This is a genomic window from Autumnicola edwardsiae, from assembly GCF_031846505.1.
GTDB lineage: Bacteria > Bacteroidota > Bacteroidia > Flavobacteriales > Flavobacteriaceae > Autumnicola > Autumnicola edwardsiae.
In genome coordinates this window covers 45,803-71,746 of record NZ_JAVRHP010000001.1, presented here as the reverse complement: position 1 = coordinate 71,746, position 25,944 = coordinate 45,803, and the positions used below count along the sequence as shown (strand labels likewise).

At 39.3% G+C, this 25,944-nt stretch carries 23 protein-coding genes and 1 tRNA gene; 12 read left to right on the top strand and 12 right to left on the bottom strand.

Annotated features, from left to right (window positions below; all coding sequences use genetic code 11):
* Nucleotides 1-14: 14 nt before the first annotated feature.
* Together RM529_RS00355 and RM529_RS00350 are read right to left on the bottom strand one after the other, a co-directional pair.
* Nucleotides 15-1,394, bottom strand: coding sequence for a TolC family protein (locus RM529_RS00355; protein ID WP_311482752.1), 1,380 nt, complete (start codon nucleotides 1,392-1,394; stop codon nucleotides 15-17).
* A complete protein-coding gene (locus RM529_RS00350; RefSeq protein WP_311482751.1) occupies nucleotides 1,387-1,986 on the bottom strand; it encodes a TetR/AcrR family transcriptional regulator in 600 nt (199 codons plus the stop codon). Before RM529_RS00350 ends, RM529_RS00355 begins: the two co-directional genes overlap by 8 nt.
* A 140-nt stretch (nucleotides 1,987-2,126) precedes the next feature.
* Between RM529_RS00350 and RM529_RS00345 the strand changes: the two genes are divergently transcribed.
* From RM529_RS00345 to odhB, 3 genes are all read left to right on the top strand, one after another.
* A complete protein-coding gene (locus RM529_RS00345) occupies nucleotides 2,127-3,101 on the top strand; it encodes a polyprenyl synthetase family protein (protein WP_311482750.1) in 975 nt (324 codons plus the stop codon).
* A 173-nt stretch (nucleotides 3,102-3,274) separates the two neighbouring features.
* A complete protein-coding gene (locus tag RM529_RS00340; RefSeq protein WP_311482749.1) occupies nucleotides 3,275-6,049 on the top strand; it encodes a 2-oxoglutarate dehydrogenase E1 component in 2,775 nt (924 codons plus the stop codon).
* A 52-nt stretch (nucleotides 6,050-6,101) separates the two neighbouring features.
* Nucleotides 6,102-7,388, top strand: a complete 1,287-nt coding sequence (odhB, locus tag RM529_RS00335; protein ID WP_311482748.1) for a 2-oxoglutarate dehydrogenase complex dihydrolipoyllysine-residue succinyltransferase — start codon at nucleotides 6,102-6,104, stop codon at nucleotides 7,386-7,388.
* A gap of 275 nt (nucleotides 7,389-7,663) precedes the next feature.
* Here odhB and RM529_RS00330 read toward each other — a convergent pair whose 3' ends face one another.
* Nucleotides 7,664-8,101: a retropepsin-like aspartic protease gene (locus RM529_RS00330; protein ID WP_311482747.1), complete on the bottom strand. Its 438-nt coding sequence runs from the start codon at nucleotides 8,099-8,101 to the stop codon at nucleotides 7,664-7,666.
* A 51-nt stretch (nucleotides 8,102-8,152) separates the two neighbouring features.
* On the opposite strand from RM529_RS00330, the gene RM529_RS00325 reads away from it, so the two are divergent.
* The 9 genes from RM529_RS00325 (at nucleotide 8,153) to RM529_RS00285 (ending at nucleotide 14,624) form a co-directional block, all read left to right on the top strand.
* Nucleotides 8,153-8,920 carry a TatD family hydrolase gene (locus RM529_RS00325; protein ID WP_311482746.1) on the top strand — a complete coding sequence of 256 codons (768 nt, stop codon included), beginning with the start codon at nucleotides 8,153-8,155 and terminating at the stop codon, nucleotides 8,918-8,920.
* Nucleotides 8,921-9,043: 123 nt separating this feature from the next.
* Nucleotides 9,044-10,186 (top strand): 1-acyl-sn-glycerol-3-phosphate acyltransferase, encoded by a 1,143-nt coding sequence (locus RM529_RS00320; RefSeq protein ID WP_311482745.1) that lies wholly within the window; start codon nucleotides 9,044-9,046, stop codon nucleotides 10,184-10,186.
* Complete coding sequence (locus tag RM529_RS00315; RefSeq protein WP_311482744.1) at nucleotides 10,170-11,198, top strand: asparaginase; 1,029 nt, start codon at nucleotides 10,170-10,172, stop codon at nucleotides 11,196-11,198. The genes RM529_RS00320 and RM529_RS00315 overlap by 17 nt, the downstream gene beginning before the upstream one ends.
* Nucleotides 11,199-11,268: 70 nt before the next feature.
* A tRNA-Ser gene (locus RM529_RS00310) sits at nucleotides 11,269-11,356 on the top strand.
* 67 nt (nucleotides 11,357-11,423) lie between these two features.
* Nucleotides 11,424-12,224 (top strand): MotA/TolQ/ExbB proton channel family protein, encoded by an 801-nt coding sequence (locus RM529_RS00305; protein ID WP_311482743.1) that lies wholly within the window; start codon nucleotides 11,424-11,426, stop codon nucleotides 12,222-12,224.
* A 14-nt stretch (nucleotides 12,225-12,238) separates the two neighbouring features.
* Nucleotides 12,239-12,676: a hypothetical protein gene (locus tag RM529_RS00300; protein ID WP_311482742.1), complete on the top strand. Its 438-nt coding sequence runs from the start codon at nucleotides 12,239-12,241 to the stop codon at nucleotides 12,674-12,676.
* A 3-nt stretch (nucleotides 12,677-12,679) separates the two neighbouring features.
* Complete coding sequence (locus tag RM529_RS00295) at nucleotides 12,680-13,291, top strand: ExbD/TolR family protein (protein ID WP_311482741.1); 612 nt, start codon at nucleotides 12,680-12,682, stop codon at nucleotides 13,289-13,291.
* Between the two features lie 35 nt (nucleotides 13,292-13,326).
* Nucleotides 13,327-13,806 (top strand): ExbD/TolR family protein, encoded by a 480-nt coding sequence (locus RM529_RS00290; RefSeq protein WP_311482740.1) that lies wholly within the window; start codon nucleotides 13,327-13,329, stop codon nucleotides 13,804-13,806.
* A gap of 95 nt (nucleotides 13,807-13,901) precedes the next feature.
* Entirely contained in the window at nucleotides 13,902-14,624 is a 723-nt protein-coding gene (locus RM529_RS00285; protein ID WP_311482739.1) for a porin family protein, read from the top strand.
* Here the strand turns inward: RM529_RS00285 and RM529_RS00280 are convergent.
* The 9 genes from RM529_RS00280 to pyrH all read right to left on the bottom strand — a co-directional run bounded on the left by RM529_RS00280 (nucleotide 14,619) and on the right by pyrH (nucleotide 25,815).
* Nucleotides 14,619-15,224, bottom strand: coding sequence for a hypothetical protein (locus tag RM529_RS00280; protein ID WP_311482738.1), 606 nt, complete (start codon nucleotides 15,222-15,224; stop codon nucleotides 14,619-14,621). The genes RM529_RS00285 and RM529_RS00280 overlap by 6 nt on opposite strands.
* Nucleotides 15,224-16,684: an RNA polymerase factor sigma-54 gene (gene rpoN, locus RM529_RS00275; RefSeq protein WP_311482737.1), complete on the bottom strand. Its 1,461-nt coding sequence runs from the start codon at nucleotides 16,682-16,684 to the stop codon at nucleotides 15,224-15,226. Before rpoN ends, RM529_RS00280 begins: the two co-directional genes overlap by 1 nt.
* Nucleotides 16,685-16,768: 84 nt before the next feature.
* Complete coding sequence (locus tag RM529_RS00270; protein ID WP_311482736.1) at nucleotides 16,769-17,635, bottom strand: RluA family pseudouridine synthase; 867 nt, start codon at nucleotides 17,633-17,635, stop codon at nucleotides 16,769-16,771.
* 64 nt (nucleotides 17,636-17,699) lie between these two features.
* On the bottom strand, nucleotides 17,700-17,828 hold the full coding sequence (locus RM529_RS00265; RefSeq protein WP_311482735.1) for a hypothetical protein: 129 nt from the start codon (nucleotides 17,826-17,828) through the stop codon (nucleotides 17,700-17,702).
* 99 nt (nucleotides 17,829-17,927) lie between these two features.
* Nucleotides 17,928-19,370, bottom strand: a complete 1,443-nt coding sequence (gene asnS / locus RM529_RS00260) for an asparagine--tRNA ligase (RefSeq protein ID WP_311482734.1) — start codon at nucleotides 19,368-19,370, stop codon at nucleotides 17,928-17,930.
* A 63-nt stretch (nucleotides 19,371-19,433) separates the two neighbouring features.
* On the bottom strand, nucleotides 19,434-21,854 hold the full coding sequence (locus RM529_RS00255) for an efflux RND transporter permease subunit (protein WP_311482733.1): 2,421 nt from the start codon (nucleotides 21,852-21,854) through the stop codon (nucleotides 19,434-19,436).
* 74 nt (nucleotides 21,855-21,928) lie between these two features.
* Nucleotides 21,929-24,400 carry a DUF5686 family protein gene (locus RM529_RS00250; protein ID WP_311482732.1) on the bottom strand — a complete coding sequence of 824 codons (2,472 nt, stop codon included), beginning with the start codon at nucleotides 24,398-24,400 and terminating at the stop codon, nucleotides 21,929-21,931.
* 124 nt (nucleotides 24,401-24,524) lie between these two features.
* Entirely contained in the window at nucleotides 24,525-25,079 is a 555-nt protein-coding gene (frr, locus tag RM529_RS00245; RefSeq protein WP_311482731.1) for a ribosome recycling factor, read from the bottom strand.
* A gap of 28 nt (nucleotides 25,080-25,107) precedes the next feature.
* Nucleotides 25,108-25,815: a UMP kinase gene (gene pyrH, locus RM529_RS00240; protein WP_311482730.1), complete on the bottom strand. Its 708-nt coding sequence runs from the start codon at nucleotides 25,813-25,815 to the stop codon at nucleotides 25,108-25,110.
* Nucleotides 25,816-25,944: the final 129 nt, after the last annotated feature.

Genomic DNA, 25,944 nt, shown 5'->3' with positions numbered 1-25,944 from the left:
TGAATTGCTTTTTCTTAATTATTTTGAATTTCTTCGTATCGTGTGGTGTCAAGTAATGTTTCCAGGTCGGTCTTTGCGGTTAAAAGATCCAGCATAGATTGCAAATACTGCTGTTGGGACTGGAATAATTGCTGCCTTGCCTCGCTAAGTTCAAAACTGGTGGCAAGGCCTTCAAAAAATTTAATTTCGTTCTTGTTTTCAATACGTTCTGCCAGCTCCAATGCCTGTTCTTTATTCTGATGATCTTCAATAGCATAGATGTATTCATTCCTGGCCCTCTCTATTTCCATTTTCACCTCATTTCTTGTCTGCTCTTTTTCTAATTGGGCTTGTTCCAGGGCGATCTCTTTTTGAGCGGTGCGAGCACTTCGTTTACCACTGCTAAAGATAGGGACGCTTAAATTTACTCCTAGAATCGACTGGTCAAAATAGGTCTGGTTGTCATTAAAGAAAGTAAAGGCATCACTATAACCCTGTACCCCATAATTAACAAAGGCTGTTAACGTAGGCAGGGCTTTGCTTTTCTCTAACTTCACTTCAACTTCGGCCAGATTGGTCTGGTCTTCAGCGATTCTATAATCAATATTGTTTTCTATATTATAATTTTCAGAGATTACCAGTAGAGGAAAATTATCCTCGCTAACTTTTTCCAGGTTATCTGAGGCATAAATTTTGTCTTCTATAGGAATTCCCATACTAAGCTTTAACATGTCGTAAGCAATTTCCAGCATCCTTATGGAGTTGTTTAGATTAGAGCGTTGGTTTAGCAGGGTAATCTCCAGCTGTTCCACATCTTCCAGTTCGCTAAGGCCATTTTCATAAATGATCCTGGTTTCACTTAAATTCTGTTCTATGGTCTCTACATTTTTTCTTGCAATGGTGGTGCTTTGGCGTGCCAGTAAAACATTACCATAAGCATCGGTAATTGCTTTTTTTACCTCCAGGTCTGTTTTTACCTTCTGGTTCTCTGAAATTTGAAGCAGGGTTTTGGCAGACTGTATCCCCACAATATAAGAGCCGTCAAATAGCAACTGGTTCCAGGTCGCATTGGCCGCCATGTTTTGTTCGGTTCCAAAGGTTACGGGTACAAAAGTGCCTGGTGCCCCTCCCGAGAGCTCTGCAGGAATCAGGGTAACTGGTTGCACCAGGTTATAGGTGTAGTTCGCTTCCCCGCTAATTTGTGGAAGACCTTCAGAGATAATTTCCCATTTTTGCTTTAGGGTTTTCTCTATTTCCTTCTGCGCGATTATAGAGCGGTAGGCATTTTCCAGGCCGTATTCCACAGCCTCCTGTAAAGTGAAATTATATTCGGTTAAACTATCCTGTTCCTGGGCATTCAGGAACGAATTGCTGCAGAAAAGCAACAGGAAAATTTGGATTATCTTTTTATTCATTTTTAATTATTTCTTCAAGAGTTTTCAAACCTTTATTGGTGCAAATAGCGCGTAGATGATATTCAAGAAAGTATTCCATGAGTTGGGTTTGGCTATATTCTTTCACGGGGAATAGTTCTTTGTCTTTAATCCCCATCATGCCTATAAAATGAATTCTGCTTATAAATGCCAGTGGCAGATCTTTGCGATAATACCCGGTTTCCATTCCGCGGTTCAGGTTAGAGACCACACAATCTTGTAACAATTCAAATTGACGGTTCTTCAAAGAATTAAAAATGTTTGGATAATACTTTTGAAGCTGATAATGTGGTGTTGTTTTTTCATCTTTTAGATGGGACATAACAAATCGTTTGATCTCGAAATTCTCTACTATGGGATTCTGTTCCTTATCTCTTATTTTCTCTATACCACCATAAATCTTATCAAAAATATAGTTGCTGGTGGCATGAATAAGTTTATTTTTCGTGGTGAAATTGGCATAAATGGTTTTTTTGGAGATGCCAATTTTTTCAGCAATATCATCCATAGTAACACTTTTAAAGCCATAATTCAGAAACATATCTGCCGCCGTTCTTAAAATCTTCTCTCTCAAAGCCTAAGTATTTTCGGGCGCAAAAGTAACACCGGGAAACTTTAAAAACAAATTAAGTTTCCGTGGTTTACTTTTATTTAACATTGGTGCTAAATTTGATTTATCTTCAATTATGGTATTTTAGCTGAAAATTAAATTTTATGCTATCTATTGCTCAATACCGGGAGGTATTTTCAGAATATCTCGAGTCCCAAATTAAAGTGAGGGAGCCAAGGAATTTATACGAACCTATGGTGTATATTCTTTCCCAGGGAGGCAAGCGTCTCAGGCCGGTTCTCCTTCTCATGGCGACAGAGATTTTTAATACAGATTACCGTAAAGCACTGGATGCAGCTCTTGCTATTGAAATTTTTCATAATTTTTCTTTGGTTCATGACGATATAATGGATGATGCGCCCATTAGGCGGGGAAAATTAACGGTGCATGAAAAATGGGGGATTAACACCGGTATACTTTCTGGTGATGCCATGCTCATAAATGCATATCAACTTTTTGAAACTTACGAGGGTAACATCTTTAAGGAGCTTGCGCAACTTTTTTCAAAAACAGCGACCCAGGTTTGTGAAGGTCAGCAATACGATATCGATTTTGAAACCAGGGAGGATGTAAGTATAGAAGAGTACATTAAAATGATAGAATACAAAACGGCTGTCCTTATAGGAGCTTCTTTGCAGATGGGTGCCATAGTTGCTGAAGAGAGTCCGGAATGTAAAGAGGCTATTTACCAGTACGGGCGCTATCTTGGGATTGCTTTTCAATTGCAGGATGATTACCTTGATGCCTTTGGGGATCCTGAAACCTTTGGCAAACAACCTGGAGGAGATATTATAGAAAATAAGAAAACCTTCCTCTATTTAAAGGCTTTGGAATCTTCAGGTAGAAGTGAAGCGCAACAGTTGGTGCATCTCTACTCCATCAATCCCGGAGAAAATTCGGAAAAAATAGAGGCGGTAAAAAATATTTTTCAGTCAAGCGGTGCTGCTGAACAGACGAGGCAGGAAATTGAAAAATACACACAACAGGCATTCACTATTCTTGAAGAGATAAATATTTCCGAAGAAAAAAAAGAGCCTTTAAGAAAATTTGGTGAGTCTTTAATGGAAAGACAGGTGTGATCTTACTTTTCTTGATTTAAATATTGTAATTACAACTTTTTTTATAGGGGTTTGGCGGTCTCTATGTTAAATTATTGGAATACGTAGGATAAAAAAATAGGATACGCTAAGGTGTTTTTTTTAAAAATTGTATTTTTGTTGTTACACTTAAAAAGAAACATTGGTTTCAAATTATGGATAGATTTTCATTTCTAAATGCCGCGCATACCGCATATTTCGCAGAACTTTATGACCAGTATTTACAATATCCTGATAGAGTAGAGCCCAGTTGGAGGGCTTTTTTTCAGGGTTTTGATTTTGGGATGCAACAGGATGGTGTTTCCGGAGAGGTTCTGGAATCTGCTCCTGCAAATTTTGAAGAAGGAGAGATACCGGAGCATGTAGTAAAGGAATTTCAGGTAATTCGGTTAATTGACGGGTACAGGACGAGAGGACATTTGTTTACGAAAACAAACCCGGTAAGGGAAAGAAGGAAGTACCGCCCAACTTTAGATATTGAAAATTTCGGTCTTTCTAAGGAAGATATGAATATCACCTTTAGCGCAGGTGAAGTCTTGGGTATTGGGCCTAAGACACTTAAGGAGATAATTGCACACCTTGAAAAGATTTATTGTGAATCTATTGGGGTTGAGTATATGTTTATTAGGAAACCGGAGGAAATCCAATGGATCCAGAATAAACTAAATGTCAACGAGAATCACCCGCAGTTCAATGCCGGTCAAAAGAAACAAATCCTCAGGAAGTTAAATGAGGCTGTCTCTTTCGAAAGTTTTTTGCATACAAAATATGTAGGACAAAAACGTTTTTCTCTCGAAGGAGGAGAGAGTTTAATTCCGGCACTGGATGCTTTAATAGAAAAAGCAGCCGAGCTTGGAATTAAGGACTTTGTAATGGGGATGGCCCATCGTGGACGTCTTAATACGCTTACAAATATCTTTGGAAAAAGTGCCAAGGACATCTTTAGCGAATTTGATGGAAAAGATTATGAGCAGGACATTTTTGATGGGGATGTAAAATATCACCTGGGGTGGACCTCATGCCGTACAACAGATAATGGCAATGATATAAATATTAATATCGCACCCAATCCTTCCCACCTGGAAACTGTAGGACCTGTGGTAGAAGGTATTGCCAGGGCAAAAAAAGATCGTCGTTACAATGGGGATAGTTCTAAGGTCTTACCTATTCTGGTACATGGTGATGCTGCAATAGCAGGGCAGGGTGTTGTATACGAAGTTGTGCAAATGGCACAGTTGGAAGGCTACGAGAATGGAGGGACCATTCATATCGTGGTGAATAACCAGATTGGTTTTACAACCAATTATCTTGATGCCAGATCTTCTACTTATTGTACAGATGTTGCAAAAGTGACTTTATCTCCGGTTTTACACGTTAACGCAGATGATGCCGAGGCTGTTGTTCACGCTATATTATTTGCGCTGGAATTCAGGATGAAATTCCACAGGGATGTGTTTATTGATCTTTTAGGATATCGGAAGTACGGCCATAACGAGGGGGATGAACCAAGGTTTACCCAGCCAAAACTTTATAAAGCCATAGCAAAACAGGAGAATACCAGAGATCTCTATGCGAAAAAACTTAAGAAAGAAGGTGTGATAGATGATGGTTTCTTAAAGAAACTTGAAGAAGAGTACAAGGCTAAGCTGGAAGAGAACCTGGAAGATTCAAGAAAAGAAGATAAGACTAAAATAACTCCATTCATGCAGGACGAATGGGAAGGATTTGAAAATGCACAGGAAGATAAGATGATGGAGGAGGTGGATACCACCTTTGAATTGGGAAAACTGGACAAGGTTGCAGAAGCAGTTTCTAAATTACCGGAAGGGAAAAAATTCCTTCGTAAAATTGATAAGCTTGTAAAACTGCGTCATAAGATGTACTTCGAAACCAATAAACTGGATTGGTCTATGGCAGAGCATCTTGCTTACGGTGCCCTAATGACTGAAGGTTATCATATACGTATTAGCGGCCAGGATAGCGAGCGGGGGACTTTCTCGCACCGTCACGCGGTTGTAAAGGTGGAAGACAGTGAGGAAGAAATAATCCTGCATAACAATATTGAAGGAAGGGAAGGGGAATTTTTTATTTATAACTCTCCGTTATCTGAATATGGAGTGGTAGGTTTTGATTATGGATATGCAATGGCAAGTCCGCAAACACTTACCATCTGGGAAGCACAATTTGGTGATTTTGTAAATGGAGCACAGATCTTGATTGACCAGTACATTTCTGCAGCCGAGGATAAATGGAAGCTTCAGAATGGTTTGGTAATGTTCCTGCCTCATGGATATGAAGGGCAGGGTGCAGAACACTCTTCCGGTAGAATGGAGCGTTTCCTTCAGCTTTGTGCAAAAGATAATATGTACGTGGCAGATATTACCACACCGGCAAATATGTTCCACCTGTTAAGAAGGCAGATGAAGGCTGGATTTAGAAAACCTCTTATTGTTTTTACACCCAAAAGCCTTCTTAGGCATCCAAAAGTGATTTCCACTAAAGAGGAATTTGCAAACGGAAGTTTTCAGCCTCTTATAGATGAAGATAATGCTGATGCGAAAAAGGTAAAATCACTGGTATTCTGTACCGGTAAATTTTATTATGACCTTCTCGAGCATCGGGAAGAAAATGAGAGGGACGATGTTGCCCTGGTGCGGGTAGAGCAATTGTTCCCGTTACCTGTTCAAAAAATGAAGGAGACGATCAAAAAATACAGTAATGCAGATGATCTTGTATGGGCTCAGGAAGAACCAAGGAATATGGGGGCTTATGGACATTTATTACTGCATTTTGATGAAGCCAGGAACATGAGGATTTGCAGCCGGAAATTCTATGGATCACCTGCAGCAGGAAGTTCTGTGCGCTTTAAAAAGCGTCATGAAAGGGTGATCGCCGGCGTTTTTGATAAATCATTAGGAGAATCTATTTAATAAATAAGAAAATTTTCTGTTTCGGCAGAAACCAAAAATAAAAATTAAGATCATGGCCTTAGAAATGAAAGTTCCTTCTCCGGGGGAATCCATCACCGAAGTTGAAATAGCTCAATGGTTAGTGGAAGACGGAGATTATGTAGAAAAAGATCAGGCAATTGCTGAAGTAGATAGTGATAAAGCTACTCTTGAGCTTCCTGCAGAAGCCAGCGGAATCATTACTCTAAAAGCCGAAGAAGGTGATGCTGTTGCTGTAGGTGAAGTTGTTTGTATAATTGATACAGAAGCAGAAAAACCTGGCGGGGAAGAAAAAGAAGCGAAAGAACAGGAAGAAGAAAGCCAGGATGCCAGCTCCGGAAGTGAAAAGGAATTAAATTCTCAGGAATCAGATTCTGATAAGGCTGCGGCTAAAACAGAACAACCTTCAAAATCCAGTACGCCTTCTCAAAAGCAGGATAGTTATGCAAGCGGAAGCCCTTCTCCTGCGGCCAAAAAGATCCTGGACGAAAAGGGGATTGATTCGAAGTCTGTGAAAGGTTCTGGCAGAGACGGAAGAATAACAAAAGAAGATGCTGTAGAGGCTAAAGCTTCTATGGGAACCCCGGGAACTGGGAATAGGGGTGAATCACGCAAGAAGATGTCTATGTTACGGCGAAAAGTAGCGCAAAGACTGGTTAGTGCTAAAACGGAAACAGCTATGCTCACTACTTTTAATGAAGTGGATATGTCTCCGATTTTTGCGCTTCGTAAAAAGTATAAAGAAGAATTTAAAGATAAGCACGGAGTGAGTTTAGGATTTATGTCTTTCTTCACGCTTGCCGTTACACGTGCTCTGGATTTATTTCCTGATGTGAATTCTATGATAGATGGAGATTTCCAGGTAAAATATGATTATAAAGATATCAGTATAGCGGTTTCGGGACCTAAAGGTTTGATGGTGCCTGTAATGCGCAATGCCGAAAACTTGAGTTTTAGAGGTGTGGAGGCTGAAGTGAAAAGGCTGGCATTAAAAGCCAGGGATGGTAATATTACTGTAGATGAAATGACCGGGGGCACCTTTACTATTACCAATGGTGGAGTCTTTGGATCTATGCTTTCTACTCCAATTATTAATCCTCCGCAAAGCGCAATATTGGGAATGCACAATATCGTGGAGCGCCCTGTAGCTATAGATGGCCATGTAGAAATACGTCCAATTATGTATGTTGCTCTGTCTTATGATCACAGAATTATTGATGGGAAAGAATCTGTAAGTTTTCTCGTTGCTGTTAAAGAGGCATTGGAGAACCCGGAGGAATTGTTAATGGATAATGATGTAAAACGGGCTTTGGAACTATAGATTTATAAAAGTTCAGAAAGGTAAAGAGGCCGTATTTGTAAAAAATGCGGCCTCTTTTTTTATTGCGTTAAGGCCGTATTAAAATAAGAAGAATAAATTAACTAAGTTTAAAAAAAGCACAGCGACTATGGCAATCAATAAGATTGTAAATAAAGTCGATGTGAGAATTCTGCTTTTGATAATACAAGAATTATATCTGAACTTAATTATTATGTAAGGTAAGATTTTTATTGCTTCGCTAAAAAGGGGAAAATCCCCCTTTTTCAAAGAAACGTCTATTTGAGATAAAGAACTTTTTTACCGTAGTCTATAACAGCTTTTCCCTTTTTCAAAAGATCTGCCCCTATAATACCATGTACTTTTTCTGCGTCATGATTTAAAAGAGCTTCGTTAACATGTCTTAGATCAAAAAGCACCAGGTCCACCTTCTTTTTTTTCCATCCCTTAATTTCTATCCTGTTTTTCTGGGCAATTTGCGTGAGCATATTTGTAGCTCCTGCTCCGGCCGCTTTTACATCGCTATCTTCAGCAATTAATTTAAAATGTTTTACTGCTTCCATTCCCACGCAGGTGCTTGAGGCTCCTGTATCGAGAATAAAATTGCCTTCAATGTTATTTATTTTAGCAACTATTTCTATATGATTGGTTTTGGTGTATTTGAACTTTATACGATGGTACCCTTTCTTTTCAAGCAATTTCTTTAAAGTTGACATTCTTTCTTTTTTAGCAAAGATAGGTCTTCAAAATAAATTATTTTTGCATTTATGATTTTAACCGACACCCATACACATTTATACAGCGAAGCTTTTGATGAGGACAGGGAAAAGATAATTTCCGCAGCAATAGATTCAGGTATTAAAAGATTTTTTATTCCGGCTATAGATTCTGAGTACACCAGAGCGATGTATGATCTTGAGGCAGCTTATCCTGAAAATATTTTTTTAATGATGGGGCTGCATCCTACGCATGTAAAGGAAAATTTCAAGCAGGAACTCGCTCATGTTGAAGCGCAGTTTAAAAGGAGAAAATTTTATGCGGTAGGAGAAATTGGCATAGATCTGCACTGGGATAAAGGTACTTTGGAAATTCAGCAGGAGGCTTTCAAAAAGCAAATTCAGTTGGCAAAAAAATACAAGTTGCCAATCGTTATTCACTGCCGGGATGCATTCGATGAGGTTTTTGAGGTTCTGGAGAGTGAAAAAGGAGAAGATCTCTTCGGAATTTTCCATTGCTTTACAGGAAGTTTAGAGCAGGCGCAAAAGGCGCTGTCTTATAATATGAAGCTGGGAATTGGAGGTGTGGTGACCTTTAAAAACGGAAAGATCGATAAATTTTTAAATCAGATTCCCCTTCAGGAAATTGTGCTGGAAACAGATGCTCCGTACCTTGCTCCGGCTCCCTTCCGCGGGAAAAGAAATGAACCGGTCTTTATTACGAAAATTGCTACAAAAATTGCTGAAATTTATAACCTTGAATACAAAGAAGTTGCGGAAATAACCACTGCTAATTCTAAAGTAATTTTTGGGCGGTAATATTTTCCTGTTTTATATTTTGTTTATTTGCCTTTATAAGCCATTAACATTGTTTGCTTATATTGCCGTGTAAAGGCATTTGGTTTAATAAAATGCCCAAAGGGCATGCTAAGATGAAAATTCGTGCAAGATTTTGAAGATATAAGGTTTTATAAAGATGAGGAAGTGGAGGAGGCCTTGCGACAATATGTAAAGCATCCAATGGTAAAGGCTTTGCTTCAGTTCACTTTCCCGGAAAAGGAGTTTTCTGAAATTGAGGAATTGGTCATACAGTGCCGGTCCATCCGGGATTTTCAGACCAGGGTCATTTACCATTCGGTAGATATGGTTCTGGAAAAGAGCACCGAAGGGCTTACTTACAGCGGTTTTGATAGTCTCGAGGAAGATCAATCTTATTTTTTTATCTCTAATCACAGGGATATAATCCTGGATACTTCGTTGCTTAATTATACCCTTTACGATCATAACCTGGTCATGACGGCTTCTGCTATTGGTGATAATCTGGTGAAAAAACCTTTTCTTCTGGCGCTGTCGAAGCTTAACCGGAATTTTCTTGTTCTTAGGGGGCTTGGTCCCCGGGAAATGCTCAAAAGTTCCCTGAAGCTTTCAGAATATATAAGAAAGCTGCTATTTCAGGATAAACGCTCGGTTTGGATGGCACAGCGGGAAGGCAGGACAAAAGATGGCAGTGACCATACACAGCAGGGGGTTTTGAAAATGATTGCTATGGGAAAGAAAGATTTGAGCCTTTGCGAATATTTTTCAAAACTAAAAATCGTTCCGGTTGCTATTTCCTATGAATTTGATCCCACAGATATTTTGAAAATGCCTGAAATTATGGCAAAAAGGATGAAGGAAACCTATGTAAAGAGCGCCAACGAAGATTTTAATTCAATAATGCAGGGTGCGTTGGGCCAGAAGGGGAGGATACATATTAGTGCCTGCGGATTAATGGAAGACAAAATTTTCTCAGATATTGAAGCTCAGCAAATTTCTGTAAATGACCAGTTAAAAGTGGTGGCAGAGAAAATTGACCAGAAAATCTATGAGAATTATATGTTGTGGCCTGCAAATTATATCGCTTACGATTTGCTGAACAATCATGAGAAATACGCCTCGAAATATTCAGATAAACAAAAAAGGCAATTTGAAAGAAGGCTTATGCGCAGGGTAGATTTAAAAAATGCCCTGGAAGTAAACAGCTATCTTCTTATGTATGCCAATCCTGTAGTAAACAAAGAAGGCCTGTATGAAAGCAAGAGCTAAAATTCTGCTGGTTTATACCGGGGGGACCATTGGCATGATAAAAGATTATGATACTGGCGCCCTTAAAGCCTTCAATTTTAATGAATTATTGCAAAATATTCCGGAATTAAAGCTTCTGGAGCATGAAATTGAGACCCTTAGCTTTAGAGACCCTGTAGATTCTTCCAATATGAATCCGGATGGCTGGCTTCAGATAGCAGAAACTGTAGAGGAGAACTATGAAAAACATGATGGCTTTGTTATTCTTCACGGTAGCGATACGATGTCTTACACAGCTTCTGCCCTTAGTTTTATGTTTGAAAACCTCCATAAACCAATTATCTTTACGGGCTCACAATTACCAATTGGTGATTTAAGGACAGATGCAAAGGAGAATTTAATAACAAGTATACAAATTGCAGGACTTCAGAAAAACGGAGAGCCGGTAATTTCGGAAGTAGGTCTTTATTTTGAATACAAGTTGTATCGGGCCAATCGTACAACCAAGATAAATGCTGAGCATTTTCAGGCTTTTGCTTCCCCAAATTATACGCCATTAGCCGAATCTGGCGTTTATCTTTCAGTAAATGAAGATGTTCTATGGAGGCCAAACCGAAAGCAGGAAACTAAACTTCATAGAAAGCTTGATGATAATATCCTGATCCTTAAGATATTTCCAGGTATAAGCGAAAGCACGGTGGAGTATATACTTTCCAAAAAGAATCTGAAGGGGGTTATCCTTGAAACTTTTGGTAGCGGGAACGCACCTAATGATAAATGGTTTTTAGATATTCTGGCAGAAAAAATTGCTTTGGGACTTAGAGTTGTAAATGTTACCCAATGCATTGCGGGGAGTGTGGCTATGGGACAATATGAGACCAGTATGGAGCTTAAAAAGATAGGAGTCATATCGGGAAAAGACATAACAACAGAGGCCGCCGTTGGGAAAATGATGTATTTATTGGCAAAAGATTTATCCAACAAAGTATTTAAAACTATATTTGAAACATCTTTAAGAGGCGAAATGGCTTAAAAATTAACGCGGCATGCTTGAAGATGTATTATTTTTTTTGTTATTTGCCGCACCGTTTAACATTTTGAATAGAGAGGTGGCCGAGTGGTCGAAGGCGCACGCCTGGAAAGTGTGTATACGCCAAAAGCGTATCGAGGGTTCGAATCCCTTCCTCTCTGCTAAGTGTTTTATTGAAAAATTATTTTTATATTTACCCTTTAACTAATTAAATTAAGACAAACAGTAATGAAAAGATTATTTTCTATTTTGGTAATCGCTGCGATTATGGTGCTTGGAGCCGTAAATCTTAATGCGGCAAACAGTGGTAATACATTGCCGGGTAATACCGTGACCTTTGTACAACAGGATGATGATGCTGCTGGTGATGTGGGCGAAGAAGAAACTGCCGGTTTTCATCAGGAATTAAAAAGACGTTTTATAGAAGGTGGTCCTGAATTTATGGGCATTGTGCTTCTATGTTTAATTCTTGGTCTGGCCATTGCGATTGAGAGGATTATCTTTTTGAACCTTTCCACAACAAATACAAAGAAATTAGCAAGGGATGTTGAAGATGCTTTAAAGAGCGGTGGTGTTGAAGCTGCTAAAGAAGTATGCAGAAACACAAGAGGTCCTGTTGCGTCTATTTATTACCAGGGTCTTGATCGAGCAGATGAGAGCGTGGAGGCTGCTGAAAAGGCGGTTGTGGCTTATGGTGGAGTGCAAATGGGACAACTTGAGAAAAACGTGTCATGGGTATCTTTATTTATCGCTTTGGCGCCGATGCTTGGTTTCATGGGTACAGTAATTGGTATGATCCAGGCATTTGATAGAATTGAAGCTGCCGGGGATATGCAGCCTTCTTTAGTTGCCGGAGGTATTAAAGTAGCACTTTTAACCACCGTATTTGGTCTGATAGTTGCTATTATACTTCAGATTTTCTACAACTACATTATCGCTAAAATTGACAGTATCGTTAACGATATGGAAGATGCTTCAATTTTATTAATTGATATGTTGGTAGAATACAAAAACAAAAAAAGAATTTAAGACCATACTAGATTATGACTTTACATAAAATATTAAAATATCTCGCGCTCGTTATTGGAGTTCTGGCTCTTATACTACTAGCTAGAATATTGATTTCTGGCGGGGATGCTATAGAAGCCTCTGCAGATGTACAAAGCAGCATGCTTGATCCTTATATGTATGTTGCGTATCTGGTACTTGCAGCTATTATTATTTTGGTCGCTATCTTTGTAATTGTCGGGCTATTTAGAGGAAACATTAAAAACACACTCATTTCTATAGGAACTTTTGCAGTCATTGTAATTATTGCCTATATGCTAACTGATGGGAACGAGGTAATAATGAAAGATGGTGAGGCCTTGTCTGCTAGTGGTTCACACTGGGTGGGAGCAGGTCTTGTGACTTTCTATATTCTTGCAGCTGTCGCAGTGGGAGCAATGATAGTCTCCGGAGTGAGAAAATTAATAAAATAAATTATGGCTAGAAGAGCATCACCAGAAGTTAATGCAGGTTCCATGGCAGATATTGCCTTCCTGCTCTTAATCTTTTTCCTGGTTACTACAACCATTGAGACAGATAAGGGTATTAGCAGGAAGCTACCGCCATGGCAGGATGAAGATGTGGAACCACCGGTATTGAAGATGCGTAACGTCTTTGAAGTAATTGTTAACAGTAATAATGAATTGCTTGTAGAGGATGAAAACATGGAAATCGGTGAATTGCGCCAGGCGGCTGTAGACTTCCTGGACAATGGTGGAGGAACCGGAGATGAGGCTTGTGCTTTTTGTCAGGGTCCGGCAGATCCGGAGTTGTCTGTAAATCCTCAGAAAGCAGTTATTTCTTTGCAGAATAACCGTGGTACTGAGTATGGAACGTATATTGCTGTTCAAAATGAGCTTGTTGCAGCTTATAACTTCTTGAGAAATAGAGAAGCGCAACGTATCTATAACGTTAGCTTTAATGAAATGGAAGCGGCTTATTCCGATCCCAGGTATAATGGAGATAAAGAACAACTGGAGGAAAGAATTGAGGTTATTAAAAATATGATTCCACAGAAATTATCTGAGGCCGAACCGAAGAAGAGCTAGAGAGTTTTTTGAACTAAAAATTTAAATTTACTATTATGTCTAAATTTAAGAAGAAAAAGGGTGGAGAGTTGCCAGCGGTAAATACCGCTTCTTTACCGGATATTGTCTTTATGTTACTTTTCTTCTTCATGGTTGCTACGGTAATGCGTCAAAATACCTTAATGGTACAAAACAAATTACCATTTGCAGATCAAGTGGAAAAGTTGGATAAGAAGGATTTGATCATGTATATATATGCAGGGAAACCAAGCCAGCGATATCAGCAACAATTTGGAAGTGAGGCTCGTATTCAGTTGAATGATAAATTTGCAGATGTATCTGAAGTTCAGCAATTTATTTTTCAGGAGAGAGAGTCAAAAAGGGAGGAGCTTGTTCCTTACCTAACGACAGCTCTTAAAGTTGATGAAGAAACAAACATGGGTCTTGTATCAGATATTAAACAAGAATTGAGAAAGGCAGAAGCCCTTAAAATTAACTACACGGTAATTCCTGGAGATGCAACTCAGAATTTGTAGTTAAGCTTTTAAAATAATCTTTTAAAAACATCCTGTTCAGATTTTTGGACAGGATGTTTTTTTATATTTATTCTGAAACCATCTTTTTCGTTGAAATGAAAATTAAATTAGCAGTCCTCTTATTTTTTCTTAGCATATCGGAGATCTCTTTTTCACAGGAAGAGAGGGATCGCTTTATGAATATCGGGGATACCATTCCCACTGTAATTGATAGTCTGTACCGGGAAGATCAATTTTATGTGGGCCTTAGCTTTAATCTCCTTACCAACACATCCTCATCTGTTTCGCAATCTGGTTTTTCTGGAGGGGTACACCTTGGCGTGATGCGGGATTTTCCCATTAATAATCGCAGAAATATCGCAGTTGCTGTCGGTTTGGGTTGGTCATTAAATAGCTATGGTCAAAATCTTTTTATAGGCGAAACTGAGGATGGAGAATCTGTTTTCAGAAGTTTAGACGATAATATTTCTTACGATACAAACAGATTCAGTACGCAATTAGTAGAGGCTCCAATAGAATTCCGGTGGAGAACGTCTACCGCAACCAGTTACAAATTCTGGCGCATTTATACAGGGCTCAAACTAGGCTATGTTTACTATCTTAAGTCTAACTTTGTTCAGGATGCAAATCAGGTGGTTCAAACAGATGTTCCCGAGTTCGATAGGTTTCGGTTAGGGGCAACGTTTACCTTTGGCTACAACACCTTTAATTTTCATTTCTATTACAGTCTAAATTCCTTTTTTAAGGATGCTTATATTCAGAATGAGGAAGTAGAACTTTCTACGCTAAAAATGGGACTTATGTTCTATATCTTATAGCCAGTAATTAATTACTATAAGTTGTGGAATCAGACCTATAAAAAAGCCCACTATTAACTCAAGGACAGTATGTGCTTTGTAAAGGAGCCGGGATGAGGCGGTGAGCCCCAGCGCTGTGAGAAGAAAAGCAATTGTATATATAAGGTTAAGGTGAAAATGAACACCAAGCGCCACAACAAACATTGCCAGGCCGGTAAGACCAACAAGGTGTAAACTGACTTTGACCCGAAAGAGGCTCATTATAAAACAGGTCATTGTAGAGAAAAGAATGCCTACAAAATAGAAATAAAGAGCTGGATAATTGTAAGAATTAAGCACCTGGTAAAGGATCATCAGCGTGAGAAGGATAAAAAAGAACAGCGGCCATCTCCTTTCATCCACATCGCTTAGAAAAGGAGAATTAGCCTTACCCAGGTTTTTAAGTAGAAAATAAAATACAATGGGAATAAATAAGGTAATTATAGCTATTGCCAGCAATTTTATTTTAATAAGCTCAACCGGAAAAAATCTGGGAGTGAGGAAAAAATAAAGCAGGCTTCCTGCAACCGGCATCCACAAAGGGTGAAAAACGTAGGAAGCGCTTTTAAGGAGCAGTTTCATTAAATTTCTTTACGTAATCTGGCTACGGGAATATCCAGCTGCTCACGATATTTTGCTACAGTTCGCCGCGCTATTGGATAACCTTTGTCTTTGAGGACTTTCGCCAGCTTTTCATCAGTAAGCGGCTTTTTTTTATCTTCTTCTTCTATCGACATTTCCAGGATCTTCTTAATCTCCCGTGTGGAAACATCTTCACCCTGGTCATTTTTCATAGATTCCGAGAAGAATTCTTTAATCAGTTTTGTGCCGTAGGGGGTATCTACATATTTGCTGTTTGCCACCCTGGAGACGGTAGAAACATCCATTTCAATCTCGTCAGCAATATCTTTAAGGATCATTGGCCTCAAATTTCGCTCGTCACCTGTAAGAAAATACTCCTTCTGGTAATTCATTATAGAACTCATGGTGACCATCAACGTCTGTTGCCGTTGTTTAATCGCCTCTATAAACCATTTTGCAGCGTCCAGCTTTTGTTTTATAAACATCACTGCATCTTTCTGCTCCTTCGTTTTTTTCTTCGATTCCTTGTAACCTTTCAGCATATTGCTATAATCGCGGGAAACATGCATCTCTGGTGCGTTTCTTCCGTTAAGGCTTAATTCCAGATCGCCATCTACTATTTTAATAGTGAAATCGGGAATAACATGCTCCACCATTCTCGTGTTTCCAGAGAACGCACCGCCCGGCTTGGGATTTAAATGTTCAATAACCTCTATGGCATCACGCAACTGGTCTTCAGAAATATCATGCCTGGATAAAAGCTTGGAGTAGTGTTTTTTACTGAAGTGGTCAAAGGATTGCTCGAGCAGGTCGTACGCCAGGGAAACAGCCTCTGTACTTTCTTTTCTTTTAAGCTGAATAAGCAGGCATTCCTGAAGTGATCTCGCACCAACTCCCGCAGGATCCAGTTTTTGAACCCGTAGTAATACTTTTTCTACAGTTTCTTCATCGGTATAAACATTTTGTGTAAAGGCAAGGTCATCTACAATATCCTGAATAGACCTGCGTATATAACCACTTTCATCTACACTACCCACAAGAAATTCTGCGATTTCCTGTTCTGTCTCATTAAACCTGAAGGTGTTTAACTGGGATTTTAAATGCTGGGTAAAAGAAGTTCCGGAGGCATAGGGAACCTGCTTATCTTCATCGTCTGCACTATAATTATTGGCATTTAACCGGTAACTCGGAATTTCGTCATCACTTAAATAATCGTCAACATTAAAATCTTCCAATGCCTCGTCATAATTATCGTCTTCACTATCATTTTCATTAGAAAAATTATCTTCAAACTCATCTTTTGCTTCTTCTCTTCCGTCCTCCAAAGCGGGATTTTCCTCAATTTCCTGTTTCAGTCGCTGTTCAAAAGCCTGGGTAGGCAACTGGATCAGTTTCATCAACTGGATTTGTTGAGGAGAGAGTTTTTGTGATAATTTAAAATTTAATTGTTGTTTAAGCATAAAGTTCCTTTGGCTTTACTACAAAAATAAGAAAAACAACGCTATACTTGCTTTGGCACAGTACATGTTTGTGGTAAATTTTTGTTAAGGAGCCTCTGCTAAATCCTTTATTTTTAAGAATTTCTTCGGAAGTGGAAGTGCAATGTCAAGAATTTCGTTTTTAACCGGATGCTTAAATTTTATTTCGATTGCCGCTAAATACATGCCTTTAAATTTTTGCTGAATTTCCCCACCATATTGCCTGTCCCCAACAATCGGAAATCCATTTTCAGATAAATGAATCCTGATTTGGTGCGTTCTTCCGGTTTCTAAAAAAATTTTTAGCAGCGAATACTCCAAATTGTCAATTCTGAAGTATTCCTGCGTCTCAATTCTGGTAACTGCGGGTTTACCTTCTATCTGTGTATCGAAAATTGCCATTTTTGGGACATGGCCTGTGGTCAGGGCCAGGTAAGTCTTCTCGATTTCCTTTTCCCGAAACATTTTCTGAATTTCCGTTAATGCCGGGCGTGTTTTAGCGCAAATAAGGAGGCCGCTGGTGGGATTATCGAGCCTGTGTGCGGGTAACGGAGCAGGAAGAGCAGTATTTTTAACCGAAATTTGCAAATTATAGGGCAGCGCATTCTCTACGGTTTTAAAATAGTTGCCGCTGGTTGGGATTCCAGAAGGTTTATCGATAATTGCCAAATCTTCATCTTCATATAAAACCTTCAGTTTTAAGGTGAATGTCTTTTTTTGGCCATTTTCGGCCTGTAGCAATTCTATTCGCTGTCCTTCTTCTATCCAGTCTGAAGTATTTGCCGGCTTCCCATTAAGGAGAATTTCTTTCCGTTTTATGGCTTTTTTTATACCGCTTCGGGAAGGGATTGTTTTAAAAATTGAAACAGCATATTCCTGTAACCTGATTTTCTCATCGATTGCAGGAACGGTATGCGTTTCTATAATTTTCATGGTGATTGATAGGCCATAAAGAACAAACCTCACAGGTTTTTAAAAACCTGTGAGGTTTTATTGCTTATACAGGATTGTTCCAGCCGTCCAGTGCAGCATTTACAGTAAAGATAAGAAAACGGACTATCACATAAATAGAAAACAGCAATCCTATAATTTCTAAAATGCTTAGAGATTTGAGCTTTTTTATCATTGGATGATATTTCAGATTAATGGACTACAAAATACTACAAATCTCCCAAAATTTTATAATCTGGGAGGTTTAAAGTTCTTATAAAGGAACGTGCGCTTATTAAAACTCCGCGTTTTGCGGTGTTCTCGGGAATGGAATTACATCGCGAATGTTGCTCATTCCGGTCACGAACAATACCAGGCGTTCAAAACCTAATCCAAATCCGCTATGGACGCAGGTACCAAACCTGCGGGTATCAAGGTACCACCAGAGTTCTTTTTCATCTATTTCCAATGCCTTCATTTTATCCTGAAGTACATCCAGACGCTCTTCCCGTTGCGAACCTCCTACAATTTCCCCAATCCCAGGGAAAAGGATATCCATAGCTCTTACCGTTTTTCCATCTTCATTTAAACGCATGTAAAACGCCTTGATATTCGCGGGATAATCAAACAAAATCACCGGGGACTTGAAGTGCTTTTCGACCAGGAAACGCTCGTGCTCACTTTGCAAATCTGCGCCCCATTCTTCAATTAAATAATTGAATTTCTTCTTTTTGTTTGGCTTGGAATTTTTCAGGATATCGATAGCTTCGGTATAACTTACTCTCTTAAAGTTGTTATCGAGCACAAAATGAAGCTTCTCCAGCAGTCCCATTTCGCTTCGCTCTGCTTTTGGTTTTGCCTTGTCTTCATTAGAAAGGCGCTGGTCCAAAAATTCCAGGTCGTCTTTGCAATGTTCAAGAACGTATTTTAATACATACTTTATAAAATCTTCAGCAAGGTCCATATTCCCGTCCAGGTCACAAAAAGCAACTTCGGGTTCTATCATCCAGAATTCGGCAAGATGGCGGGAAGTATTGGAATTTTCAGATCTAAAAGTTGGTCCGAAGGTGTAGATCTGGCCCAGGCCAAGAGCGAAAGTTTCTCCTTCCAATTGTCCCGAAACGGTAAGATTAGTCTCTTTTCCGAAGAAGTCCTTTTTATAATCAATGGAACCGTCTTCATTTTTTGGAAGATTCTTAAGGTCTAGATTGGTAACTTTAAACATTTCACCGGCACCTTCCGCATCACTTCCCGTGATAATTGGCGTATTTACGTAATGGAAATTGTTCTGCTGAAAATAGCTGTGTACCGCAAAAGACAGTTTTGAACGCACCCTCATTACCGCGCCAAAAGTGTTGGTGCGCACTCTTAAATGTGCTTGTTCACGTAATTTCTCTAAACTATGGCGTTTTGGTGAAAGTATCGTTAACTTTACCTCTTCGGGGTTTGCATCGCCGTAAATTTTCACTTCATTTACTTCAATTTCCACCCGTTGCTGGCTTCCGGCGCTTTCTTTTAAAGTACCTTTTACGCCAATGGCAGCACCTACGGTTATCCTTTTCAGGATATCCTCATCGGTGTTTTCAAAATCTATAACGCACTGCAGGTTGTTAATCGTGGAACCGTCGTTTAGTGCAATAAAACGATTACTTCTAAAGGAACGTACCCATCCTTTAACTTGAAATTCCTGTAAAAACTGATTGCTGTCCAGTAATTCAGCAACTTTTGCCTGTGTCATTTAGTTAGATTTTAGAAAGGGACAAAGATAAATTTTCCACCCGTGCCTGCAAAGCTTTGAATTTTAATATTTGTTGTTATTCTCCTCCCGTGTTATTTCGTCATCATCTTCAGAAGTGTCGATAATTTTTATTGCCGGTTCCTTTAAGATCTCTTTATTGGCAATACTCCTTTCCAAAGAAAGCAATAAAGATGGAAGAAGGAGCAGGTTGGCAAGCATGGCAAACAGTAAAGTGGCAGAAACCAATCCACCCAGGGCCACTGTTCCGCCAAAACTGCTTATCATAAATACTGAAAAGCCAAAGAACAAAACAATTGAGGTGTAGAACATACTTACTCCGGTTTCTTTTAAAGCTGCATAGACCGACTTCTTAATTTTCCAATTATTGGCCTTTAATTCCTGCCGGTATTTGGCCAGGAAATGGATCGTATCATCTACAGAAATTCCAAATGCTATACTGAAAACCAGGATGGTTGAAGGTTTTATGGGAACCCCCAAAAAGCCCATCATTCCTGCGGTGACCAACAGTGGCAAAAGGTTTGGAACCAGGGAAATTAGAATCATCCTGAAGGATCTGAACATCCACGCCATGAGGATTGCAATTAGAAAAATAGCCAGTGAAAGCGATAATACCAGGTTTTTAACCAGGTAGTTCGTTCCTTTTTGAAAAATCAAGGCTTTTCCGGTAAGGGAGACATTGTAGCGGTCTTCAGGAAATAATTTATTGATTTGTGGCCAAAGGTCTTCTTCAATATTTTCCATTTTCTCGGTGCCAATGTCCTTCATAAAGGTCGTGATACGGGCATATTGTCCTGTGGAATCTACATAAGAGCTCAATAAATTATCTGTAGAAGACATTCCTTTTATATAAGGCATTATAAAGTTTTGCTCCTGGGAAGAAGGTAGCTGGTAATATTTTGGATTGCCGTTGTAATAGGCCTGTTTCGAATATTTAACCAATCGTACTACAGAAAGAGGTTGCGAAAGTTCTGGAACTTCAGCAATAATACTTTCCAGCTCTTCCATTCTTTTTAATGTGGAAAGTTTCATTACGCCTTGTTTCCTTTGCGTATCTATATAAATTTCCAAAGGCATGATTCCGTCAAACTCTTCTTCAAAGAATTTAATATCCTGAAAAAATTCGGCTTCCTGGGGCATGTCTTCCAGTAAACTTCCTGAAATTTTTATGTTGTAAATCCCAATGATACTGGTGGCAAGAAGTATTACAGAAACTATATAAATGGTAATCCTGCGGTTTCTCACCATGTCTTCCATCCAGCCTACAAAGCCACCAATCCAGCGTTTATTTAGATGCTTAAGGTGCTTTTCCCTGGGGAGGGACATGTAGCTGTAAATAATAGGGATCACCAGCAGGCACAAGAGGAAAAGGGCAATTATATTTATGGAGGCCACAATACCAAACTCACTTAATAATGTACTGTCGGTCAAAATAAAAGTAGCAAAACCGGAAGCTGTGGTAACGTTGGTCATTAGCGTGGCGTTCCCAACTTTGGTTATTACCCGCTGCAGGGATTTTGCCTGGTTTCCGTGTTTTTTTATTTCCTGCTGATATTTGTTGATCAGGAATATGCAGTTGGGGATTCCAATCACGATAATTAGTGGCGGAATAATTGCCGTTAAAATGGTGATCTCGTAATGCAGAAGACCAATAACGCCAAAGGCCCACATTACTCCAATACAAACCGTAATCATGGAAATAACGGTCGCTCTTATGGAGCGGAAAAAGAAAAAGAAGATCAGGGAAGTGACCAGCAAGGCAGCCAGCAGGAACATGCTTATCTCGTCAATAATGTTCTGAGAATTCAGCGTTCTAATGTAAGGCATTCCCGAAACCCTTATATCAAGGTCATATTCTTTATTATACTTCTCAAGTAGCGGAGTAAGCTCTTCAAGAACAAAAGTTTTCCTGTCTTCAGAATTTACGATTTCCTTGTTGATATAAAGTGCCGATTGGACAGTATTGGATTTGGAGCTGTAGACAAGATTTTCGTAAAACGGAAGTCGGTTAAACAATTCGTCTTCGTAATCCTGCAGCTGTTCCCGGTCAGGGTTTTCTCCTTCAACAAAGGGAACCATCTCAAACCGGTTAGGGTCGTTAAATTTTTCGAGTGTTTGCAGGTTGCTTAGGGAAAGTACGTAATCGACTTCAGGAAAGGTGTCGAGGCTGTCGTTTAATCTTGTCCAGGCCTCAAATTTTTCAGGAGTAAATAGAGAAGAATCCTTTACGGCAATAACAATAAGATTGCCTTCTTCCCCAAATTTGTCCAGGAAGTCATAATAAACCTGGTTTATTGGGTGATCATCGGGCAGCAGGTTGGCTTCAGTATATGAAAAGCGCATGTTCTTCCACTGCGTGGCGAGCGCGACGGTAATCCCAAGAATAATAAAAATTATAATTAGCCTGTTTCTCAGAATAAGCCGTGCTACGGAATTCCAGAAACCAAAGCTGAATAATTTAGACATGGTACAATTTTAAGGATGGCAAAGTTAGAAAAAGCTTGGTTAAATACTCAGCTTTAGGCTGGTAAAATGCGATCTTAGAGCGGTAGCTGGAAAGTGAATTTTAAAGAGAAGTTTTCACTGAATTCCGGGAGGTGATAAGCCCCAAATCTATACGCCGCGCTAAGTCCGAAACCAAAGAGAATGTTGTTAAGTTCCACGCCGGCCTCAGAATAACCGTGTTTTAAAGTTTTAAATTCGGCATAGGGATGTTTGTCGACATCTTCAAAGATGCCAATCGCGAACCTGGAGAATAGCAGTAGTTCTGGTTTTAAGCTTTTAGTAATGTAAAAAGGCCTTAGTTGGTGCCTTATGTGAAACATTGCCTGCTTATCGCTAAAAAATTCATTGAAATACATTGTTTCGAAGGCAGTTCTACCCGCCACAGAAAAACGATTAAGGATTTTTGGCTCATTTACATTATTGGGAGAAGTGTGAAAAACGTGTGTTAGCGGAAGATCACCAAAAGCATAATTTGCTTCAAAAATAAATTCTGTTCTGGATTGGTCGAGATTCCGTATCTCATGTTCCACTATTAAGCCGACCCTTGTAAAACTAAAATCCCCACCCGCAATTCCCTCAACCGCCTGCGAAATTTGGGCTGTAAATCTTGGAAAGCCTCTTTCCAGGAGCACATTTTCTTCTGGAGTATGAAGAAACCTGCTAAATGGGCGCCATAAAACCGAAAATGTCACTTCGGTAACATCATATTCAGAATAAAGTTCTCCATTATGCAAATAAGCGTAGTCAAAGCTTTCGTTCATGGAAATGCGGCTATTACTCAACCTCAGTTCTGATGATGTGTAAGGATTAAAACGATGCTCCAGCCCAGTGCTTAAGGTTCTATGATTAAAATAGGAGGCAATATTGCCGAAGCGCGGCGTAAAAAGCGAAAACAAATCTACTTTTTTACGGTAGCGAAAGGTCCCGAATTCGCGTAAATCATCTGTATAATCTAAATTTAAATTGGTTCCGGTAGATTTGTGAAGGTAGATTTTGGTACCGATATTATACTTAAATTTTTCGTCTCTCAGGCCATAAGCAGCATATCCATGAAGATTAAAATATTCTGAAAGCCTGCTGTTTGTCTTGCCTCCCAATCCCATCCGCCATCCTTCATGGCCATTAGAAGAATAAATACCGCTGATGTTAAAATTCCAGAAACCAAGCGGATAATAGCCATTTGTAAGCGCCTGTTTTACCTCAATCCTACGTTCTATATTATCAGCTTTTATGATGCTGTCTACATACCGGGCGGCGTTCTCATCGCGGTAGGTAAAAGGTTCCTGCCGGTTCGCATCCCAAAAATTCTCCGGTTGTTCACCGGCTCCGGGAGGTACTTCTATGCTTGCGGTGTTTTGTTCAAGATCTTTGGGAGCTTCAAAAACAACATCGTAATTTGTGGAACTGGAAGAAAGAATGGCATCGGGGTTTACTTTTCCAGAACCAAGAATCCTGTTTATGATATTATCACTTCTCTGTAGTGTGCCAACGGAAATAACTCCCCCAAAAACCGAAATGTCCTTAGTTCCGGAGCCTGGTAAAATACTGGTAGCCTGCCTTTCCGGAAACCAAATAGCTGCTTCTTCGTAATATTTGTAGTAATGGTTTACTTCCAGTTTTATGGCACCAAGTAACTGAGCCTTTGCACGCTGTATAGCGTAGCTGGCAGTGTCCAGATATAGAATGCCTTCCAGACCGGCAACGGTTCTTTCACGTTTGGGCCTAAAATAGATAACATAAGCCGGGCGTTCTGTAGAGGTCGTGTCAAGGATTTGAAAATTATAATTACTAAGAGCATTATCTGCAAGAGGTCCTGCATAATCTGTTTCAAACAGCTTATAATCCTCTTTGTATAACGAGTATGGATTGGCTTCCAGGGCAAGCATTTCGTAAACCGGCTCCTCAAATCCTGCGGTTTTTAAGCCCAGGATCTTTTCGTTTCTGCCTTTTCTTTTCTGAAAAGCTGTGCGGGAAATTTTTTCTGAAAGATAAGCTCTGGCGGTGTTAATAATAGTCCCAATTTCCACATTTGTGGTGTCGGTATCCAAAGTCACAGCGTCTGATTGATTGTCGATAATGAATTTGGTGTAGGTTTTATGCTGAAATGCCTCCAGTGCCTGCTCGGGATCGTTCTCTTCTTTGGCTGCAATTGCCTTTTTAATAATCGAGTTTGCCAGATTTTCTTCGGAAGAGATTATTACAGCGTCGAGATTTGTTACAGAAGGTTCCATTTTCACTACAACATATTCAATGGCACCGGAAATTTCCAAGTTCTTGCTGTAAAACCCCAAATAGGAGATTTTTAGCTGGATTTGATCTTCTTTGTAATTTATTTCAAAAGAACCATCAATATTTGTCATCACATGACGGTCTTCGCCATAATTTATGGTGACATAAGGAAGTGGTTCGCCGTTTTCTGCATTAATTATTCTTCCTGAAATCCCATTTTGGGCCGTAAGACCGGAAAAAGGGAGCAGTAAAAGAAGAAAAAGCAGAAATTTATGCATACAGTAGATTTTTTTCTGAAGATACTATAAATCTTCAGTAGGCACTAAAATAAAAAATTGCCAAATTAAGCTTCCCGTGGGGCATGCAAAATTTAGCAATTTTCGACAAACAGAATAATGATCGTTATATCGTCATGATCTCTTTTTCTTTTGCTACTAAAATTTGATCAATTTTCTCGATGTGCTCATCTGTTAAGGTTTGCACATCTGCTTCAGCGCTTTTCAGTAAATCTTCAGAAATATCCAGTTTTTTAAGGTCGTTGTTAGCAGACTTCCTGTCGTTTCTTACTCCAATTTTAGCGTCTTCTGCTTCGGCTTTGGCCTGTTTTACAAGCTGTGTACGACGTTCCTCTGTTAAAGGCGGAACATTTATAATTACACTTTCGCCATTGTTCATAGGGTTAAAACCAAGATTGGCCTGCATGATGCCTTTTTCAATTTCAGGAATAAGTTTTTTTTCAAAAGGCTGGACAGAAATGGTACGCGCATCTGGTGTAGAGACATTTGCTACCTGGTTGAGAGGGGTTTTTGCACCATAATATTCTACAAGAACGCTTCCCAACATGGCGGGATTTGCTTTACCTGCGCGTATATTGAGCAATTGCTTTTTTAGGTGCTCAATGGCTTTATGCATCCCTTCTTTAGTGCTGTCTATAATAAAATCAACTTCGTCTTCCATTTTAGTAAACTTTTATCTTTCAGGTAAATTATAAATTAACTATTGTGCCTATTTTTTCGCCCGTAGCCACTTTTATAAGGTTTCCGGGAGTGTTCATATCAAATACAATTATTGGCAGTTCGTTCTCGTGACTAAGAGTAAAAGCAGTTGTGTCCATTACTTTTAGTCCTTTTTTGATGACATCTTCAAAGGAAATAAAATCAAATTTGGTCGCTTTTTTGTCTTTTTCAGGATCTGCAGAATAAATTCCGTCTACCCTTGTGCCCTTCAGAATAATATCTGCATGGATCTCTATGGCTCTTAAAACTGCGGCAGAATCTGTAGTGAAATAAGGATTTCCGGTTCCTCCGCCAAAGATCACCACTCTTCCTTTTTCAAGATGGCGAATTGCTTTTCTCCGGATAAAAGGCTCGGCCACTTCATTAATCTTAATTGCAGATTGTAGCCTCGTCTGGACACCTGCATCTTCCAGAGCGCTTTGCAATGCAAGACCGTTAATTACAGTGGCAAGCATTCCCATATGGTCGCCCTGTACCCGGTCCATCCCTTTGCTGGCGCCGGCAACTCCTCTAAAAATATTCCCTCCACCAATTACAATTGCTACTTCTATACCTTTCTCGGTCACCGATTTAATTTCTTCGGCATATTCTGCCAGCCTTTTAGGATCTATGCCATATTGGCGTTCTCCCATTAAAGCTTCTCCCGATAATTTTAGAAGTATTCTAGTGTATTGCATAGTGAAAGATATAAATTATTCGTGCAAATATAGATAATATCTTACTTTGAGAAATAACATATATAAAAGGAATCTTGTTCCTGAAGAAAAATTTTTCAAAATCCGGGAATCTGTGTAAATAAAAATGGC

What these genes read in the sequence shown, in the direction of transcription:
- RM529_RS00355 (WP_311482752.1), bottom strand. Translation starts at nt 1,394, where the DNA reads ATGAATAAAAAGATAATCCAAATTTTCCTGTTGCTTTTCTGCAGCAAT.
- RM529_RS00330 (WP_311482747.1), bottom strand. Translation starts at nt 8,101, where the DNA reads ATGTCAACTTTAAAGAAATTGCTTGAAAAGAAAGGGTACCATCGTATA.
- frr (WP_311482731.1), bottom strand. Translation starts at nt 25,079, where the DNA reads ATGGAAGACGAAGTTGATTTTATTATAGACAGCACTAAAGAAGGGATG.
- pyrH (WP_311482730.1), bottom strand. Translation starts at nt 25,815, where the DNA reads ATGCAATACACTAGAATACTTCTAAAATTATCGGGAGAAGCTTTAATG.
- RM529_RS00255 (WP_311482733.1), bottom strand. Translation starts at nt 21,854, where the DNA reads ATGTCTAAATTATTCAGCTTTGGTTTCTGGAATTCCGTAGCACGGCTT.
- RM529_RS00300 (WP_311482742.1), top strand. Translation starts at nt 12,239, where the DNA reads ATGACTTTACATAAAATATTAAAATATCTCGCGCTCGTTATTGGAGTT.
- odhB (WP_311482748.1), top strand. Translation starts at nt 6,102, where the DNA reads ATGGCCTTAGAAATGAAAGTTCCTTCTCCGGGGGAATCCATCACCGAA.
- RM529_RS00285 (WP_311482739.1), top strand. Translation starts at nt 13,902, where the DNA reads ATGAAAATTAAATTAGCAGTCCTCTTATTTTTTCTTAGCATATCGGAG.
- RM529_RS00265 (WP_311482735.1), bottom strand. Translation starts at nt 17,828, where the DNA reads ATGATAAAAAAGCTCAAATCTCTAAGCATTTTAGAAATTATAGGATTG.
- RM529_RS00250 (WP_311482732.1), bottom strand. Translation starts at nt 24,400, where the DNA reads ATGCATAAATTTCTGCTTTTTCTTCTTTTACTGCTCCCTTTTTCCGGT.
- RM529_RS00295 (WP_311482741.1), top strand. Translation starts at nt 12,680, where the DNA reads ATGGCTAGAAGAGCATCACCAGAAGTTAATGCAGGTTCCATGGCAGAT.
- RM529_RS00340 (WP_311482749.1), top strand. Translation starts at nt 3,275, where the DNA reads ATGGATAGATTTTCATTTCTAAATGCCGCGCATACCGCATATTTCGCA.
- RM529_RS00280 (WP_311482738.1), bottom strand. Translation starts at nt 15,224, where the DNA reads ATGAAACTGCTCCTTAAAAGCGCTTCCTACGTTTTTCACCCTTTGTGG.
- asnS (WP_311482734.1), bottom strand. Translation starts at nt 19,370, where the DNA reads ATGACACAGGCAAAAGTTGCTGAATTACTGGACAGCAATCAGTTTTTA.
- RM529_RS00325 (WP_311482746.1), top strand. Translation starts at nt 8,153, where the DNA reads ATGATTTTAACCGACACCCATACACATTTATACAGCGAAGCTTTTGAT.
- RM529_RS00345 (WP_311482750.1), top strand. Translation starts at nt 2,127, where the DNA reads ATGCTATCTATTGCTCAATACCGGGAGGTATTTTCAGAATATCTCGAG.
- RM529_RS00305 (WP_311482743.1), top strand. Translation starts at nt 11,424, where the DNA reads ATGAAAAGATTATTTTCTATTTTGGTAATCGCTGCGATTATGGTGCTT.
- rpoN (WP_311482737.1), bottom strand. Translation starts at nt 16,684, where the DNA reads ATGCTTAAACAACAATTAAATTTTAAATTATCACAAAAACTCTCTCCT.
- RM529_RS00270 (WP_311482736.1), bottom strand. Translation starts at nt 17,635, where the DNA reads ATGAAAATTATAGAAACGCATACCGTTCCTGCAATCGATGAGAAAATC.
- RM529_RS00315 (WP_311482744.1), top strand. Translation starts at nt 10,170, where the DNA reads ATGAAAGCAAGAGCTAAAATTCTGCTGGTTTATACCGGGGGGACCATT.
- RM529_RS00290 (WP_311482740.1), top strand. Translation starts at nt 13,327, where the DNA reads ATGTCTAAATTTAAGAAGAAAAAGGGTGGAGAGTTGCCAGCGGTAAAT.